The following is a 17,626-nucleotide window of genomic DNA, read 5'->3' on the forward strand; positions in this document are numbered from 1 at the left end:
CCGAGGGGTCCCCGCATCACGCGAATTTAAAGATGGATGGCATACAGTTTGGGCAATGGTTTCATGAACGGCGCCGGGCCTGTGGCTTCGCCAGTCAGCGGGCATTGGCGGCCAAAGTGTACCATGACGCTAGCCTGACTGGCATTTCAGAAGCCTTTCTGGCTCGACTGGAAAGTGGACAACTGGCCCATCCATTTCGTGGCGCGGTACGTCAACGTGTGTTGGGAATGGCTCGCTACCTTTGTCATACTCCTCGGGAGCTCACCCACTATCTACGCGTTGCGGAACTTACAGATCTGACAGAATCAGAAACTGTTCAGATAACGCGTTTGCGCCAGCAACTCATAGCTCAGCCAGGACAAAAGATGCTGGTACTCCCTCCCCGAAGGACGTTATTACCAGGACATGAGGAAAAACTTGAACAGCTTCTTGCCCTCTTGCAGGAGCAGCATGGAGGGCTCTATCTCATCACGGGATTGCCTGGTAGTGGGAAAAGCACCCTGGTTTCCGCCCTTGTTTATCACATTGCGCAAGAGAAACTAAAGCGAACCTTCTCACATGGGATTCTTTTCTTCTCCTGCCGTGGCTATCACGGCCAGGCAGGACTGGCGGCTCTTTGCCGGCACCTTTTGTTTCTTTTTGAGTCGCATCTCCCAAACCGACAGTCTGTTTCCACCTCAGCTTTTTCACACGATGGCTCCCCCTCATTAGATCTCCCATCGTCTCTTGCCCATCTCATAAACCAGTTGCGCCAGAAACTGAGCAGGTCGTCTCTACTGATCGTTTTAGATGATGTTGAGGCAACGTTTCCGCTCCGACAGATAGCAGAGCTTCTCACTCCAGATACGAACCACCTGGACAATCAAGCTCAGGACGCCGAAATGTTTTGGTCATTACCCTCTACACTCCTGGTAACAAGCCGCTACGTATTCCCCGCATCTTTTGTAACGCATCATCTCTCGATCAATGCTCCTGGCTCGTTGCAGCAAGCTACCAATTATTTTACCTCCTTGCTTACGGATCCACTGCGCGACGACGAAGAACAACTGGTCAAACAACTCTGCGAGAGAGTAGCATACCATCCATTGCTTATTGAAGGACTCGTCACCCTTATCAAGGCTGGAACGCCCCTTTCACTGCTGGTGGCAAGTCCCCTCGACTCGCTGCTTCGGAGTATGCTAACATCAGACCATGACTTACGCGATCGGCTGGATTCGGCTTTTCAGGATCTGAGTGAGGATATGCGTAAATCATTCGCGATCCTGGCCAGCATGGACACAACGCCATTTAGTCTTGAGCACGCAACTGCATCATCGCTACAACCGGTCAAAGCGCTCAAACCCGTTTCAAAGACGACACCTCCCGGTTTGTCTCTCGTGAGCAAGGACCTTGTTGAGCAACCCGAAACCGTACTCGCCCAAACAGCGCTCCTGCTCGGACAGTTCGTGCGCTATTCGTTACTCGAAGTACGGCCTGCATCAATCACTTTTCCCTCCGTCACATCGACAGAACGAGCATCTCTCCTTCCCACAGAAGCATCAGCAAAAGGACAGAAGCGTGTTGATTACCATATGCATCCTCTTTTACGCGTTTATGGCTCACAGTATCTGCCCTTTCTTTCCGTGGAAGAACAAAGAACGTCCAAAAGAAACATTATGGACTACGCGCTGACCTATTTAGAACACCATCAAGGAACCATTCGCGCAATCTTACAGGAACGGAACCTCTTATTCCATGCATTCACACTCGCGTTAGAGCAAGATCGTTTTGAGGAGGTTATTCGTCTTGTGGATGGGTTGATTCCGATCTCTTGTCGACTCCAGCGACGAGAAGATGGCGATCTGCTTTTTTCCCAGGGCTTACAGGTGAGTCAACGAAGCCATAATTATACCCAGCAAGCACATTTCCTCTACAATCTTGGCTGGCTTCAATGCCAACGGGGAGAGTTTCACAAAGCCAGGCAAACATGGGAGGAAGTGCTTGCAATGACCAGACGACATCATTTACCAATATGGGAGCCACTTCTTGGTCTGGCGCATATAGCACACCTCCATAGAGAGATAGAATGTGCTCAGCATTATGTCGAGCAGTATGAGTATCAGAACCGAAACAACGCAGAATCATTATCAACGCTTTCATCCCAGGTGCGCCGCGCGGGCTTTTTACGCTTACAGGGAAAAAGGGATCAAGCCTACGCGTTACTTGCTACAGCCCTACAATCGCCGCTTTTATTGGAGCAGCAAGCAGATGAGCCAGCACCCTGGCTACTGGAGCAACAGGCGCGCATCGAGTTAGGGCGAGTGTTGGGGGAATATCAGACGACGCAACAGTTCACCTGGGAACTGGCAAGCTATTTGCGTCAACAAGAGGAACCATATGCTCTGGCCTATATACTCTTAAACCAGGCAGAATTTGCACAACAACACCAGCAATGGAATGAGATTGCAGATATGGCGCACATGATCCTTGCGGCTGCAAAACCAATTGATGCCGCTTTCTTTCGGCATTATGGAACACAGCTCCTCCATATGATGTCACCCGAGTCACTGGCCAAACGGAATCATGCTCGCACAGAACATTGAACAAAAGGACATAACCTATCCCAATCAGGACCGTAACAGGAAACACGCAATCTCGTCGAGATTGATACGTCCTTGCACTATCGCGAAGTAAGGGAGATCAATCAGATCCAACGGGCTTACAAGTTGAATCAATTGCTCAATCCAACTATTTTCCTCCCAGCAACTTCGGTGATACCATAATTGTCCGAGCACTATCGCAAACCGTGCTCACAGAGAAGCATCTTCATGATGACATATCCAGAGAATTGTCTGAAGATAAAGATGCAGCAAATGATTGATACATTGAGCGCCTCATTGCAATGACGATATACCTCCTTATAAAGGTTCCCAGATATGAGATCAGGACGCTAACTGACGCCCCGCTGCTCAGATCAATGTTCCTCCAGTTGACTTAATATGGCTGGACGGGGATGAAGCGCCATATTTTCTGTAAGCCCTCTGTTTTCATTGCATATCTTCAAAAAGCATACATCTCCTGGATTGACAGCGACAGGCGCAGACAAGGAACCTGCGCCTGCCATCATACTTTTCTCGATACAGTTGAATCCCAGCCTATTCCACAATCAGGATATCGTATATCTCTAGACGAGGGAGGGAAAGGGTAACAACTCCTTGCTCCCAATCAAAAGGGATAGCTACATCCATAGGATACGAGGTAATTTTTTGTGGGCGATCCTGACTCTCTATGGTAATACTCAATGGGCCAATTGGCGGAATCCCATCAAAGACATGTACCCGATAATCTGCATGGGGGCCGGCTGTATTGACGAGGTTGATGGCCAGCTTACCCTGCAGACGATTCACGGCAACATCAATACAGTGCGATCCAGTCACCTTCACCAGGGGGGTGGGGAACAACTCGCACACCAATACATCCAGAAAATCACGCACAACTGTCGTCATTGCATCACTATAGCGCACACCAAAATTGAAGTAGGTGGCGGCAATCTTTCCACGTCCATACTCGGTAATAGAGGCGGCGATTGATGACGAACCCTGATCATCATTACTCGTATAGCGACGCCCAAATGCCCTGGCAGCCATACCCAAACGCACTTGTTGAGCAGTGGCACAGACTCTGGCTAACCAGCCATCATGTTCGAGATAAAACGCTTCCTCATTGATATCACCTTCCAATTGCACATTCAGTTCCTGCTCGAAGAGGGCGGCACACTGCGGTCCAATTAACAACAAATTCCCACCATTATGCGTGTACGCCAGCAGAACATTCCTCACGTCGGGCGTAAGAAAATCCCATTCAGGCAGAATGAGCAAGGGATATGCTGCTAGTTGTGCATCCAACTGGTGTTCCATCAGAATATCAACAGAGTGCTGCCGCTCTAAGAGCGCTTGCAATATGCCTTTCATTGGACGCAGTTCACCCGCGTGCGCATCGAAAAGTTCTTGCGTCTGTCGATAAAAGGCAGAACCAGCGTAGAGCAAAGCAACCTGGGGCACAGATTCTGCATGATGACACACCGCCTGTCGCTCCCGACAGAACGCTGCTACCTGCTGCATCAATTTCATCTGCCAGGGAAAAATAGCACCATTGCGATCTTGCTGAAAGTATGCCTGAAAACCACCGCCAAGCGATAGTACAATAGCCGCTTCACGCTGCAATTGCACGATCGATTTAGTTGAAAAGTCTTCCACAGGTTCCCCTATCAGGTGACTATGTCTCCCACCAAAGCTCCAGGCCATAAGGTCCCACGGCTTTCCCTGATGTCTGAGGCAACGACCTTCCAATCGCGCACTGTTGACACTATCCTGCAATGCGTAGTCGCCAGAGAGAAAGTCGACATCCGCGCTAACGGGTTCGGGCATTTTCGAACTGAAGGCCCAGTTGCTTGCAATCTGAAAATCGGGGTGATGGGCGTGCAATTCATCAATGTAATGACGCAAATAGCGGCGAAACCCCTCTCGGCAGAACTGAGAGAACTCAAAATAGTGAGGATCAGTAGGAACACGGGGAACATCCTCAATGCCCGTTTCTTGCTGGAAGGTCGCAATCACCACATCAGCATGGTCACGCCGCGTTGCCCAGCAATCACCATCAATCCAGACGCCATCAACTTTATAGGTATCGCACAACTCTTTCAGTTGAGGGATCAACAATTGATCCACATACGGGCCAAAAGTCGAGGTCATGTCAGGATCGCTGTTACCATGCTCATCAATTCGTGCCCACTGCGGGTGGTGTTGTACGGCTGTAGTATCCCAGACACCAGAGTAATGCATGTACAGGGCAACACCGCGCTCTGCCGTCACCTCGCGCCAGATCCTCAAAGGATCCCCAATAATGCCAGGCGCGGGATAGCCAACCCTGGTCGGATAGCTGGAATAACCATAGTGTCCTTTGCAATCGCACTGGATATAGTCGGGCTGTACTACTTCAATGATGTTCTCAACCATGGCACGCGTTACCCGCTCACCGACAGCAATTGAATCTTCGGCAGCGTGAAAGTCAAAATGGATACCGAGAAAGCTGTCCGCGCGCCGTAAGGGGCGGGAGGGAGTTATTCGTTGTGACACCATATTATTGCTTTCCTCTCTGCTCACTATCGACAACCATGCCTTACGCCACTTCTTCCACTGTCTGGCGGCGGAAGCGTAGGACAAAGACGGTTGGCACAACAATAATGATAAACAGGATGACGCCAATCGCTGAGGCATAGCCGAAGTGACCATCAGAAAGATTAAAGTACATCTGCAGGGCTGGCACATACGTGACCGTTCCTGGACCACCTTTGGTAAGCACAAAGATATCGACGAATCCCTGGACAGTCCCCGCCACCACAAAAAAGAGTAATACACGAAACTGCGGAAGCAGGAAATACAGATCAATGGTGCGAAAACGCGTAAACCAGTTCGCTCCATCCACCTGGGCTGCATCATAGAGCTCCGGATTGATATTTAAAAGACCTCCCATATAGACCAGAAAGGCAAAAGCGGAGATAAATGGAAAGCCAACACCAATAATTGCAGCCAGCGCCGTGCTCTCTTCTCCTAACCAGGCATGCTGCCACTGAGGGGCACCAAGCAAGCTGGCGATCTGGTTGAGGAGACCTGAATTTGGATCATAGACCATACGCCACATGAATGTCAGCACCAGGGCGGGAACAACTGCTGGCAGGACAAAGAGCGTGCGGAATATGTAGCGATGCACGCTATTGCGCACCCAGAAGACCAGTTCAGCGGCCAGGAGAGGAAACGTAATAGTTTTGAGAACGCTGGCGACAATCAACAGAACCATGTTCAGCAGGCCAATACGAAAGTAGGTATCGTGCAACAGAATATTGCTATAGTTTTGAAGACCGACATACTGTGTGATATTTTGTAGACTAAAGTTGGTAAACGAATAGTACAATGCCATCAGGGCTGGAAGGTAATTAAACAGTAGGATTATAACAAGGGCCGGTATCGTAAAGAAATAGGCCAGGCGCGTCCGCTTCATACTGGTAAGAATCCGTTTGCTCGAGAGACGCAAACGGCGCGTCGCCAGAATGATGCTCACAAGCAATCCCCCCAGACACACAATGTTAAAGCCAATCCAGAATGGGAACGCTGCATTCTCCAGCATGATACTGCCAAAAGCGCCAGGGTGCAGCGTTTGCCACTGCCCATCACGTGGCACCAGCGTATATGCCTGCCCATTGGGGAGGATTTCCTGGATATCACTATTCACAACGTTTTGCGTGGTCAAGATATTGCCCGACGGATCCAGCACAAAAAGCTGACCAGTGGCGTCACCTACCAGAAATCGGTCGTCGTTCTGATTAAAAGCCAGGCTGCGTATCGTATATTGAGAGGCGCTCAGATTCCAGATCACCTGGCCCTGGCCATTTAACAAAATAATATTGCCACCGCTATCACCAACTAACATGCGACCTTCAGGCAGCAATAAGATGCGGCTCACAGGTTGGAGCAGCGTAGCCGACCAGAGGGCTTTGCCGCTGCGAACATCGAGCATCCCTACCTGCGAGTTTTGCGTGCCGTATGCAATCACGCTACCGGTAGAGGACAGAGCAGAGATAGTAAAGTTGATCTTGGTCGTAAATGTCGGCACCGCTACCCCGGAGGGAAAGCGTGTGATAGCATAGTCGCTGCTATACGCGCCAACACCATACGCAACAAAAATTCCCCCATCCGGGGCAGCGCTCATACCCACAATACGCCCATTGACATGCAACGACCGCATGCGCTGAAATGTAGAATCAAGCACGGAGATTGTCCCGTCTGTTGTACCGACGTAGTATTCTTGACCAGAAGAGCTTGTGCCGGCAGCAGTCCCCCCCACGGGATCATTGAAGTGCGCGCGCCGGAGGATAACCCCATTCTCTTCGAGCAGCACCTCATTTGTCAGGGTTGCAACGAGTATCCGGTGTGCGTTCAAAGGAGTCGTCATAACGACTCCTTGGCTCTGACCGGAATGGGCAGTCAACAGCGGTTGTTCACTGGACTGCCTGAGTATAAACACTAGAGCACCGACGTTGACCAGAGCAAACAGGAAGCCAAAGCCAATCACCAGTCTCCCTGCAAAAGTGTGGGGCAAGGAACGAAACAGAGATACACGTTTCATTACGAGAATTCTCCTATGATCCAGGCTGCCGAGCCGGATTGTCAAGGTCGGTATTCGTGAGTTGATATTGCTTAAGAATATCATCGAAATTATCGGTCACGTACTTTTGTAGTGCCGTGCCGAAATTCTGCGGTGATATACGACCCTGCAACGCCTGTTTGTAGAGATTCTGCACATCGCGCTGAATATTACCACCCTGCCAGGACAACCATTCCCCGTTGTAGCTGGCCTCAGCGTTGCCAGTCTGTTTCACTTTTGAGAAGAGTTGCTGGTACTTCACCGGGTCCTGAACATCGCGTACCTGCAGTGGACCACCTGGTGAGTATGAAGAGTTCTTTGCATAGGTATCGTTGAATGGCTGGTAACCAGGCTTGCTGGTCCAGAACATCAGGAAATCAACGGTCAGATTGACTTGCTGCTGGTTCTTTTTCACGATACTCAGGTATTCACCACTGGCAGACTCGACACTACGCACGGGAGAGTTAATCAGTGAACCCTGCATAGGCGGATTCTCAAAACTGCCCCAGGCAAAAGGTTTCACCGAACCAGCCGGGATCTTCAACTCTTTGAGCCGATCGGGGCTTAGCGATTGTAAATCATTCTGCAGGCTCGGTAAATTCCACGTTCCATCTATCGTCATCGCAGTCTTCTGCTGCAGAAAAGGCGTATAGGTATCAGTTGTCACAAAGAGATCTGAGGTCGCATACTTTGGAAAGATCTGGGACAGATTTTTAATTATCTCAGCGACGGCCGGCGTATCAAAACGCAGGACTCCATCACGCACGCCGCGCAAAAAGCGCTGCTGGTTATAGGTATATTTCAGGTGGATATTTGGATCGTGCGGATCAAGTTTGAACGTCCCATCAAGCGCAGGATCGTAGTTCCAATCACCCGGTTGTGCACGTACCTTGTCAATCCAATCAATATGATACTGGTCAAAATAGATTTCGGTCACCCATTGGGGAAGTTGATAGGAAAAGTTGATAGAGAGAGGTGTAATGCCCGCTCCCTTCAATTTAGCACAGACTGCAACGAATTCGCTCCAGTTTGTCGGTGGCATGACATTTGCTCTGGCAAACAGATCTTTATTGTAGAACCACATAATATGGACACTGCGCGTCGGCAACATAATACGCGCCCCTTGTCCATTGCGCTGGATAAAGAAATCCCAGTTTAATGTCTGATCCCATGAGCTATGCGTCAAAGGATTGGTCATCTTACGATAGGCATCGAAATTGACGTAGTTTCTAAACGTCGGTACGTAGTTGCCCGACACGATATCCGGACGGATAGAGCCAGAGGCGAGCTGAGTTCCCAGCCATGTCGGATAATCAGCCCCCGTCGCATTTGGAATCTCCCAGATGACCTGGACATTGGGCCGATGCTGCCGATAGGCATTCGTCAAGGCTTGCTGAGTATTCTTATCAATGTTATTGCCTACAATAGAAACGACGAGCTGCCCACTGAGCTCATTGCTCGTTTTGAGCTGCGTCGTCGGCTTATTTGCCCCCTCACAACTTGCCAGCATCGATACCGCAGTTCCTGCACCCAATAATTCAAGGAATTCGCGCCGACTATGCTTCTCTCCGAAGCTGTTTTGAGATTTCACCCTGAGACTCCTTTCACCTTCGCACCTCCGGATACCTGCTCACGACGTGCACACACGTGTAATCAAGGTCGACGCAAAAGCGAATGCAAAATCATCATAACGTTCACAAGCAAAAAATCTGACAAGATAGTTTGACGTGTCTGTGCTATTTACGCCTTTAGAGAACTGGACATGACTCCCTGAATGTAATATTTCATAGCGACGACAAAAAGGATGAGTTGTGGGATCGTGGCCACGACATAACCAGCAGTTTGCACACCAACATCGGGTCGATTGGCAAACATACTAGAAGTCGGGGTAAATTGTTGCAGAGCCATCATTAACGTATTTGTACTCTGCGGCAACATCAGGCTTGGCCAGATCAAATCGCTATAAAAGTTCAAGAAATTTAGAATGCCCACAGTAACGAGAATGGGTATTGCCAGTGGAATAGAAATGCGCAAAAGAATTTGGAGATCGGAAGCACCATCGATACGCGCCGCACCAAACATCTCCTCGGGTTGGCTACGCAAAAATGTGGTGATCAGAAAGATTGCGAACGGGAGTCCACCACCAATATTGAAGAAAATCAATCCCCAGAGCGAACCACGTAGATTCAACACGTTGGCAAGAATGAAACTGGGCGTCAATAAGATCACGCCCGGAATCATCAACACCGCGATGACCAGCGAGAAGAATAATTGTTTGCCGATGAAGCGCATTCTGGCAAAGGCATACGCAGCAGGACAGGCGAGGGCCAGAATACCAAAGATCGAGAGGAAGGTCTCAAACAGCGTCCGCAGCAGCGGCATAAATAGGTTCAGTATCGATGCCTGATAGTTGTCTAAGGTGAGTGGCCACGGAATGAGATGCCAGAAATCAGCATAGATCAAAACCGTCGGACGCAAAGACATAGAGACCATAACAAGTATGACAAAAAAAGTCAAAAGAACGAGAAGGATAAGAAGAACATACTGAATAGCAGTCCCAATAGATAAACGCCTGTTGTACTTCTTGCCTGATACAGACAACGTTGTTTGTCGATCGGCTTCACCAGGAGGGTGCTCGCGCACATAATACATAGAAATAACCTCCGACACTGGAGTGAATGTGGCATGCTCTGCCCGGCAATACCATCAAAGAATTGGCCACGATGCTCATAAAGACGAATTTGTATTACATCTTTCAGGTTATCTAATAACATATTCTACAAACCTTGTCAATATAAATACTACTAATTTAGCGATTGCATATCATTCATTCCCTCTACCCACAGATTTTGTCTGTATAATGCCACGCATCCCATGAATTATGGCTAATAATCACTCCTCCTCTCCTCCCGGCTGAGGGAAGCAACATCATGTCCCCCCAAATGTGTCATACAGCTTTTCGTTTTCTCCTATTGACAGGTATGCGTATTTAAGATATAAATAGAGAGCTAGAAAAACCTCTTTAAGAAGGAATCCAGCGTGAAGGAAAGCATGAAACCGACGGCGAAGCCAGCTTACTATCAACCGGCCTACCAGACGGTAGCCGCAAAAATCACTGAGTTTATCGACGTCCACAAGCTCAAAGCTGGTGACCGTCTCCCAACCGAACAACAATTGTGCCTCCAACTCGGAGTCAGCCGAACGGTTGTGCGCGAAGCAATCAAGGTACTGGTCACAACCGGACAGGTTTTTGCGCGTAAAGGCAGTGGCCTCTATGTCGCTGATGCCTTACCAGCGCATGCCGCTACAATTGCATCTATTGATATTCCTCTATCAATTGAACCTTCACAAATGCATCACCTCTTTGAATTCCGCAAGCTCCTCGAAATACATGCGGCAGGACTGGCGGCAGAGCAGATTACCTATCGCGAGGTTCGTGCCATAGAAGAACTTTTAGCACGGCACAAAGAGAGTGCGGAACAGATGGATTTAGTGGAGTTCGACAGAACCGATAACGCCTTTCACCAGACAATCGCTCAGGCTACTCGGAACCCCTTCTTGATCGCATCCATCAGTAAAGTAACCCAACTCCAGAGTTGGGCGATTCACATTATCCTCGCGGGTATTACACCCGGCTCTTTAAGATTGGCTGTGGAACAACACCACGAAATCTTCGAAGCAATCACCAGGAGTAATCGGGATGCCGCTACTCAAGCGATGCGCACCCATATACAAACAGTAGAGGAGTGCTATGAACAAGAGGTACGGCGACGGTTACATGCCTCCAACCTGGCACCGGATGCCTCTCCCCACTCTCCAACAAACAATTCTGAAACAGAGGCACAGTAAGCGACTTTCGCACCCACACAAAACCAGGATTCGGTAAATATTACATGAGAAAAAAGCATAACGGGAACGAGTGTCTGGCAGTTTAGCTCACAAGAAAGGGAGCAGCGCGATGTCACCACGATTACAAGGACGCATCGCCATCGTCACGGGCGCCAGTCAAGGCATTGGTGCCGCCATCGCGCGCCGCTTTATGGCAGAGGGAGCACACGTGATCGGCATGGCGCTCGCTGGTGAGGCACTCCGGCAGATGGCGCAGACCTATTGCGCGTTTACCCCTTATGAACTCGATCTTCAGGATCATGTCGCGCTCACTGACTGCGTCGAGCAAGTTCGTCAGCAGCATGGGCGCATTGATATCCTGATCAACAACGCTGGCTTCCAATACACTCTGCCTTTTCTGGATACCACACTCGAACAGTGGCAACACACCCACCGGGTCAATATCGAGGCACAGTTTGTGCTGTGTAAACTTGTAGCTCCACACATGGTCGAACAGCAGTATGGACGGATCGTCAATATCTCTTCCACACAATCTATCGCGGCGGAGCCAGCGGTGAGCGCCTACGCTGCGACGAAGGGTGGCATCAATGCCTTCACCCGTGCCCTGGCGGTCGACCTAGCTGAATATGGTATCCTGGTCAATGCGCTGGCACCAGGCGCCATTGCCACTCCGATGGCGATCATCGATGGTGTCGATACGCTCAAGACAGAGGCATTTGAGGAATGGTATGTGCGTCAGCGCAAGATCCCACTGGCCCGCCCAGGACAACCAGAGGAGATAGCGTCGGCGGCCCTGTTCCTGGCTTCTGAAGAATGCAGCTATATGACAGGACAGGTGCTCGTAATCGATGGCGGACTGACTATTACCTTTTAGCATCAAAGGAAAACTCGTTGAAAATTACACATATTGACTGCCACGTATTGCTGGTACCGGATGTAAATATCGAGGCCAGCAGTTCGGCCCAGGACGATATTATCGTCGAGATCCATACCGATGAAGGCGTGACCGGCATTGGTGAGAGCGATGTCAATCCCTGGATTGCCCGCGCCTGCATCGAGGCACGTGGCACCCATACTATGGGCCAGGGATTGAGCGAGATGCTGCGTGGTCAGGATCCGCTCGATGTGGAGGGATTGTGGGAGAGGCTGTACATCGGATCGGCGATGAATGGGCGGCGTGGCGCGCTCATCCACGCTCTGGGCGCCCTGGATATCGCCCTGCATGATCTGCGCGGGAAGGCTCTGGGACAGCCATGCTATCAACTGTTGGGCGGTGAGCCACGCCCTACCATCACCCCCTATGCCTCACTACAGCCAGAGGTGTCCAGCTTTACGGCTTACCGCGATTCTATGGTGGAGTGGGCGCTTCTGGCCCAGCAACAGGGTTTCCAGGCCGCCAAGCTGGAAGCCACTTTCTCCGGCCCCTATCGCCACCACGGACTATACGAATCCTTCGAGCGCGTGACGGAGGTCATCGCGGCCGTGCGCGACGCGGTCGGACTGGATTTCACGCTGATGGTCGATCTGCAGTATGCCTTTCCGGACGCCGATACCTGCCTGCGCACGATCCGTGACTGGCAAACGTTCAACCTCTTCTTTCTGGAAACACCTCTGCCTTCCGATGACCTGACGGGCTATGCGCGTCTGACTCAGGAGCAGCCGATTCCTATTGCAGCGGGTGAATGGCTAGCGACTCGCTTTGAGTTCCTGGGACTGCTGGATCAGGGCATGATCAGCGTGGCACAGCCAGATGTGGGTCGTGTGGGAGGACTCACGGAGGCGCTACGCGTCTGCGAGCTGGCACGTGAACGGGGGCGCCTGATCGTGCCACATGCATGGAAAACGGGGATTACTATCGCGGCTGCCGCTCACCTGGCCGCTGTGACCCCACACTGCCCCTATATCGAGTTCCTGCCTGCCGAACTTTCCAGTTCACGACTACGTCGCGAGGTCGTCAGCGATAGACTAAAGCTCCACAATGGACAAATCATCCTGCCATCCACTCCGGGACTGGGCATCGAACTTAATCGCGAGGCACTCAAACGCTATAGCGTCGCCTGATCTGCCGCCCATACGTTCAAACCTCGCGTTAGATTTATCATACTTATTCCAATCATTCGTAAAAAATATGTCATACTATTGACAGGGGGTAACAGGTATGTTACGGTAATTCGTAACAATAGCGGTCATTTTCTGTTTCCAAATCTGGGCATGAATGTGATTCTTTCTGGCTCGCCCGATTCACAATTGGCCGCAGCCGAAAATCTGAAAGTTCAGGAGTATTTATGCGCATCGTTGATGTGAAAGTCCATCTTATCAAACGGCCTGCCGCGCCTCCTTTTCGCTGGAGAACCGGCCTGCCAGGATCGGAACCGGCAGGAATCAGCGGAATACTACGCCTGATTACCGATGAGGGTATCGAAGGTATCGCTACGACTAACCGTGGAAAGATCCTCGATGATATCGTTGAGCGCCGCTTGCGTGATGAACTTATCGGTCAGAACCCGCTACAGAAAGAATGGTTATGGCATCGTATCTGGGAGATTGATCGTATCGAGGAACTCCCCATCTACCTGCTGGGCATGGTTGATATAGCACTCTGGGATCTGACTGGCAAGGTAGCGGGTCTGCCACTCTATCAACTTCTCGGTGGCTATCGTCACACCATCCCGGCCTATGCCAGTACCGTCACCTTTGCATCGATTGAGGAATACCTCGATGTGGCCGATCAGTGCCTCGCGCTGGGCTATCCGGCGATCAAACTACACGCCTGGGGTGATGCCCGCAAAGACGCAGAGCTCTGCCTTGCCTTACGCAAACATGTCGGAGCCACCATTCCCCTCATGTACGATGGGTCCGCCGGCTTCGACCTGCCAGATGCGATCTACCTTGGTCATGCCCTGACTGAGGCTAGCTATCTCTGGTATGAGGAGCCGATGCGCGAGTTCAGCATCACCGCCTATAAACAACTCTCGGCGGCGGTGCGCGTTCCCCTGCTCGTAGCGGAAACGTCCGATGGTGCCCATATGAATACCGCCGATTTTATCACCTCCGGCTGCGCTACCTTTGTACGGACCAGCGCTGGACTCAAGGGCGGCGTGACAGGAGCCATGCGTATTGCCCACCTGGCAGACGCGTTCCAGATGCGAGCGGAGGTCCATGGTGGCGGACTTGTCCATCAGCATCTCTGTATGGCGATCTCCAATACCACGTATTATGAATCGCTTGTACTAACCAACCCGGTCGTACGCGAACCAGCTGTAGATGAGCATGGTCTGGTACACGCGCCAACGGCGCCCGGCATTGGCACCGAATCCCTCTGGGGAACACGCACCTGGGAAGATGACGCCCTTCGGCTCTGAAACTCCCCGCGCTAAAGCGCTGACATTGACACACAAATCATGAAGAAGAAAAATGGGTCGCAAGATGAACGCCTTCCAAGGTGTTCATCACCCGTATCCATCCTTTCCATAAGGGATGAACCAAAGGAAAATGCTAAGCTCTTGAAAACAGACGTGAAGAGAAGTTTCCAGGGTGACATCAAAGCTGAGAGTACAGCCGTCCTCCTCATGTGCCTGGCAGACAACGGCTCGGCTGGGTACGTTGCCACAGAGAGAGTCGTCGGGCGCATCGGAAGCCGCTCAGGGAGTTTCGTCATTCAACATGGTGGGGCGGTAGAGGCTGGCAGCGTGACAGATTCCTTTGGATACGTTGTCCCGGGTTCCGGCACAGGCGAATTGCAAGGATTGCGGGGGCACTGTGGGTAGCACCACGATGAGCACGAGGCGACGTTCACCCTCGACTACGACATCGAATAGAGCATCTCGCGACACCGCAAATATGCATGTTTGCGGTGTCGGCTCAATACACACTGTTTACAAACGATTTAATGCCCACCCTCTACGTTTGGATGCTGTTCATGGATGAGAACCAGCCACGTTCACGAATCAATTGAATGGCCTCTTGACGATTAGAACTGTTTAGCTTCTGAAAAATATGGTAGATATGGGTCTTGATCGTGTTCATACTGACATGCAGACGATTACTCATCTCTCGATAGGAGATGTCTTGCAGGAGAAGCTCCAGGATTTCTCGTTCGCGGGGCGAGAAGGTGGTCAGGTCTAGCCAGTTTTGCTGCGCGACCAGCAGTAGCTGCAGCACATAGTCAGAAAAGGCTTGCTTCTTCAGGTCAGAGTGACAACATAGAGCATGCATAGCCCGTTCGATTGCCTCCTGGTGGTTTTCAGTACGTACCCCCATATGTTGAAATGGCAGTTCAAGGGCCACTATCACCTGGGTCGCTAACTGGTGGTCTATATTTTTGCTCTGGTCAGCTGATGCCATCTCAATCACTGGCAGAGGATCTGCACGTATCCACAACGATAGGCTGTTACGCATTATACGTGTATACCCCATTTGCTGTGCCAGTGAAAGCATAATGATGCTGCTCCAGACACACACCAGGATCCACCCAAGTGGTTGCATGATGAAAAATATATGGGCAAACAGTCTCGTATCATACAAAAGAAAGAGAAAAAGAACGATTCCACAACTCATTATCGTGAGCAAGCCAAACCAGATATGAGTAAGGTTACGCTGAACTGGATTACTGGAACGCAGCATCCATCCCTCCTTATTTGATAGTCCATACACAACGGATAGCACCCTCGGCTCATTTCACTCTTCGTCATACTCTAACTGATTAATCAATAACTGGCTCAAGTCAGAGAGGTCCTCTACTCTGGCGTTACGGAGAACATTTTGTTCTTCCGGTGTTATTTCAAGCTCGACTTCATGGACTGCCGCGAGCGGATCTGCCAGCAGTTTCCTGGCAAAGCGTGCATCGATGATGGCTCGAATTAAGAGTTTGTTGATGACCTTCCATGACATATCACACCTTTTGCAATTTAATCCCAGGGATCGTAGTCATCGTCTATCCACATACTATCAATACTGCCAGCGAACAACATTGGGAGGAGATTTGCGTAAGAAGAGAGAAGTTGCATGAATCTGGATAGCATAAGTTTTCCCCTTTACCCTGATCTAGTATTCTGTCAATCTTATCTTTCTACCAAAGGCACCACTTGTCTCTCTTCAAAGCATACTGCTCTTCTGTCAAAAATCTGTCAGAAATCCAGTAAAAAGTGTCAAGGGAAGAGTCACTACTGCAGGATAACGAGAAACCATAACTCCTATTTTCCTGGTAGAGATGCCCTTTACACGTGAAAAGACTAGTAATAGTTCCAAAATATCGTTTAATTAATAAGGAGGAAAAGTCATAATGATGCTCCTCTTCTTAGAGTATTTTTTATTGTACTTATTGCGCGAGGATAGACAATGAATACCAATCTATGGCAGTACAATATTCAAGCTCCAATCCTTCCTATGCCTATCCTACATCGTGAGTCTTTAATTCATTTATTAGCGGAGCATATCAAGGGTCCAGACACCAAAAAGGCCACCTCTACCAAGTTTATTCTTCTTTGTGCTCCCGCAGGTTATGGGAAAACGACGCTCCTCGTTGATACTATTCTTCAGCACCAGATTATCTGCAGCTGGTTTTTTTTTGAGGAGACCAATACTCCGGCGATCTTTCTCAAAGGACTACTGACTAGCGTACAAAAGAACTTTCCTCAACTCGTGCCATCTTTTGCGGCTGTCCTTGCATTAGAAGATGTCGAAATAAACGAACATCCAGACGGAGAGTTGTACTGGAAAAGCATCCTTGATCTGATGGTTACAAAGCTCAATGGGGAGATCTCACAGCACTTTGTACTGGCAATGTGTAATTATCATAAACTACAACCGCATGAGGCGCTTCATCGCCTGCTCAATCATCTCCTGGAACACCCTTTTCAGCGGGGCGTGCTGGTACTTGAGAGCCGCTCAATGAAGCTGTTTCTATCTTTGAGCAACTCACTGCGCCCCTCTGCGATAGATTGCTTGAGACAACAAATTCTGCAGAACGGCTCATTTATGCCGAACAACAAGGTCCCTTTGTGATGCGCGATGAAAAATCTATTGATGAGGGGAAGGTTGGCGTGTATATCTGCCATCCTATTCTGCGTGCCCTCTTACAGGAAAGGCTACGAAACCAGTCTGCCACACGCTATCAGGAGCTCCAACGCAAAACCATTCATCTCTTGCAACAGGAGATACGGTTGAGCACATGCCAGGCTCAATCACATTTGGCCGGGGGAATAGGAGCAGCTAAAGTAGGAAACGCAGATGCAGCAGTGGCGGTCTGACTCTGCGGAAAACTGGAAGCAACAGCGACGGCCCCCACACCGACACTCGCTGCCTTGAGAAAATCACGCCGTTTGACCTGGATACTCGCGTAGGTGGTCCTCCATTTATTGTCTATCTATAAATAGATATATTTCCTCTTTACGGCGGCATAATTAAAAGATATCAGATAGGAGTTGGGGACAGGCACAGTAAAAGCTAAAAATAGTTAAAAGGTACTGTCTATATTTTAGCGATCTTAAACGCAGAGAGATACTTTTTTTTCGAAAAGCTGTATTCAAGGAAGCTATAGAGAAATAGATTTTTCTGGTAAAAAAATTCTCTAAAGACAGAGAAGTCACTATTTTATTCG

At 49.9% G+C, this 17,626-nt stretch carries 15 protein-coding genes; 8 read left to right on the top strand and 7 right to left on the bottom strand.

Features of this window, described 5'->3' with window-relative positions; genetic code table 11:
• The first annotated feature begins 32 nt into the window (after positions 1-32).
• Positions 33-2,582, top strand: a complete 2,550-nt coding sequence (locus tag EL633_RS23590) for an AAA family ATPase (protein WP_126629750.1) — start codon at positions 33-35, stop codon at positions 2,580-2,582.
• A gap of 552 nt (positions 2,583-3,134) precedes the next feature.
• Here the strand turns inward: EL633_RS23590 and EL633_RS23595 are convergent.
• The 4 genes from EL633_RS23595 to EL633_RS23610 form a co-directional block, all read right to left on the bottom strand.
• Positions 3,135-5,117, bottom strand: a complete 1,983-nt coding sequence (locus EL633_RS23595; RefSeq protein WP_126629751.1) for an alpha-amylase family protein — start codon at positions 5,115-5,117, stop codon at positions 3,135-3,137.
• A 40-nt stretch (positions 5,118-5,157) separates the two neighbouring features.
• Positions 5,158-7,161 (bottom strand): outer membrane protein assembly factor BamB family protein, encoded by a 2,004-nt coding sequence (locus EL633_RS23600; protein WP_161982374.1) that lies wholly within the window; start codon positions 7,159-7,161, stop codon positions 5,158-5,160.
• A gap of 13 nt (positions 7,162-7,174) precedes the next feature.
• Complete coding sequence (locus EL633_RS23605) at positions 7,175-8,770, bottom strand: ABC transporter substrate-binding protein (RefSeq protein ID WP_126629753.1); 1,596 nt, start codon at positions 8,768-8,770, stop codon at positions 7,175-7,177.
• A gap of 149 nt (positions 8,771-8,919) precedes the next feature.
• On the bottom strand, positions 8,920-9,831 hold the full coding sequence (locus EL633_RS23610) for a carbohydrate ABC transporter permease (RefSeq protein WP_126629754.1): 912 nt from the start codon (positions 9,829-9,831) through the stop codon (positions 8,920-8,922).
• Positions 9,832-10,230: 399 nt separating this feature from the next.
• On the opposite strand from EL633_RS23610, the gene EL633_RS23615 reads away from it, so the two are divergent.
• From EL633_RS23615 to EL633_RS23635, 5 genes are all read left to right on the top strand, one after another.
• Positions 10,231-11,028: a FadR/GntR family transcriptional regulator gene (locus EL633_RS23615; protein ID WP_126629755.1), complete on the top strand. Its 798-nt coding sequence runs from the start codon at positions 10,231-10,233 to the stop codon at positions 11,026-11,028.
• Between the two features lie 109 nt (positions 11,029-11,137).
• Complete coding sequence (locus tag EL633_RS23620) at positions 11,138-11,902, top strand: SDR family NAD(P)-dependent oxidoreductase (protein ID WP_126629756.1); 765 nt, start codon at positions 11,138-11,140, stop codon at positions 11,900-11,902.
• A 17-nt stretch (positions 11,903-11,919) separates the two neighbouring features.
• Positions 11,920-13,089: a mandelate racemase/muconate lactonizing enzyme family protein gene (locus EL633_RS23625; RefSeq protein ID WP_161982375.1), complete on the top strand. Its 1,170-nt coding sequence runs from the start codon at positions 11,920-11,922 to the stop codon at positions 13,087-13,089.
• A gap of 224 nt (positions 13,090-13,313) precedes the next feature.
• Positions 13,314-14,390: an enolase C-terminal domain-like protein gene (locus tag EL633_RS23630; protein ID WP_126629758.1), complete on the top strand. Its 1,077-nt coding sequence runs from the start codon at positions 13,314-13,316 to the stop codon at positions 14,388-14,390.
• A gap of 39 nt (positions 14,391-14,429) precedes the next feature.
• Positions 14,430-14,795: a DUF3224 domain-containing protein gene (locus EL633_RS23635; RefSeq protein WP_126629759.1), complete on the top strand. Its 366-nt coding sequence runs from the start codon at positions 14,430-14,432 to the stop codon at positions 14,793-14,795.
• A 133-nt stretch (positions 14,796-14,928) separates the two neighbouring features.
• On the opposite strand, the gene EL633_RS23640 is transcribed toward EL633_RS23635, so the two are convergent.
• Together EL633_RS23640 and EL633_RS23645 are read right to left on the bottom strand one after the other, a co-directional pair.
• Positions 14,929-15,651 (bottom strand): helix-turn-helix transcriptional regulator, encoded by a 723-nt coding sequence (locus tag EL633_RS23640; protein WP_126629760.1) that lies wholly within the window; start codon positions 15,649-15,651, stop codon positions 14,929-14,931.
• Positions 15,652-15,705: 54 nt separating this feature from the next.
• Complete coding sequence (locus EL633_RS23645; RefSeq protein WP_126629585.1) at positions 15,706-15,918, bottom strand: Os1348 family NHLP clan protein; 213 nt, start codon at positions 15,916-15,918, stop codon at positions 15,706-15,708.
• Between the two features lie 447 nt (positions 15,919-16,365).
• Here EL633_RS23645 and EL633_RS23650 point away from each other — a divergent pair, with 447 nt between their 5' ends.
• A complete protein-coding gene (locus tag EL633_RS23650) occupies positions 16,366-17,031 on the top strand; it encodes a hypothetical protein (RefSeq protein WP_126629761.1) in 666 nt (221 codons plus the stop codon).
• Complete coding sequence (locus EL633_RS37635) at positions 16,968-17,276, top strand: hypothetical protein (RefSeq protein ID WP_503826490.1); 309 nt, start codon at positions 16,968-16,970, stop codon at positions 17,274-17,276. The genes EL633_RS23650 and EL633_RS37635 overlap by 64 nt, the downstream gene beginning before the upstream one ends.
• On the opposite strand, the gene EL633_RS38270 is transcribed toward EL633_RS37635, so the two are convergent.
• Positions 17,207-17,392 (bottom strand): twin-arginine translocation signal domain-containing protein, encoded by a 186-nt coding sequence (locus tag EL633_RS38270; RefSeq protein ID WP_126631866.1) that lies wholly within the window; start codon positions 17,390-17,392, stop codon positions 17,207-17,209. The genes EL633_RS37635 and EL633_RS38270 overlap by 70 nt on opposite strands.
• Between the last annotated feature and the right edge of the window lie 234 nt (positions 17,393-17,626).

It is taken from the genome of Dictyobacter alpinus (assembly GCF_003967575.1).
In the GTDB taxonomy this organism is placed as follows: Bacteria; Chloroflexota; Ktedonobacteria; order Ktedonobacterales; family Ktedonobacteraceae; genus Dictyobacter; species Dictyobacter alpinus.

Excerpts from the sequence above, each read along its gene's own strand:
- EL633_RS23590 (WP_126629750.1), top strand. The coding sequence starts at position 33 with ATGGATGGCATACAGTTTGGGCAATGGTTTCATGAACGGCGCCGGGCC.
- EL633_RS23595 (WP_126629751.1), bottom strand. The coding sequence starts at position 5,117 with ATGGTGTCACAACGAATAACTCCCTCCCGCCCCTTACGGCGCGCGGAC.
- EL633_RS23600 (WP_161982374.1), bottom strand. The coding sequence starts at position 7,161 with ATGAAACGTGTATCTCTGTTTCGTTCCTTGCCCCACACTTTTGCAGGG.
- EL633_RS23610 (WP_126629754.1), bottom strand. The coding sequence starts at position 9,831 with ATGTATTATGTGCGCGAGCACCCTCCTGGTGAAGCCGATCGACAAACA.
- EL633_RS23615 (WP_126629755.1), top strand. The coding sequence starts at position 10,231 with ATGAAACCGACGGCGAAGCCAGCTTACTATCAACCGGCCTACCAGACG.
- EL633_RS23620 (WP_126629756.1), top strand. The coding sequence starts at position 11,138 with ATGTCACCACGATTACAAGGACGCATCGCCATCGTCACGGGCGCCAGT.
- EL633_RS23630 (WP_126629758.1), top strand. The coding sequence starts at position 13,314 with ATGCGCATCGTTGATGTGAAAGTCCATCTTATCAAACGGCCTGCCGCG.
- EL633_RS23635 (WP_126629759.1), top strand. The coding sequence starts at position 14,430 with ATGAAGAAGAAAAATGGGTCGCAAGATGAACGCCTTCCAAGGTGTTCA.
- EL633_RS23640 (WP_126629760.1), bottom strand. The coding sequence starts at position 15,651 with ATGCTGCGTTCCAGTAATCCAGTTCAGCGTAACCTTACTCATATCTGG.
- EL633_RS23645 (WP_126629585.1), bottom strand. The coding sequence starts at position 15,918 with ATGTCATGGAAGGTCATCAACAAACTCTTAATTCGAGCCATCATCGAT.
- EL633_RS23650 (WP_126629761.1), top strand. The coding sequence starts at position 16,366 with ATGAATACCAATCTATGGCAGTACAATATTCAAGCTCCAATCCTTCCT.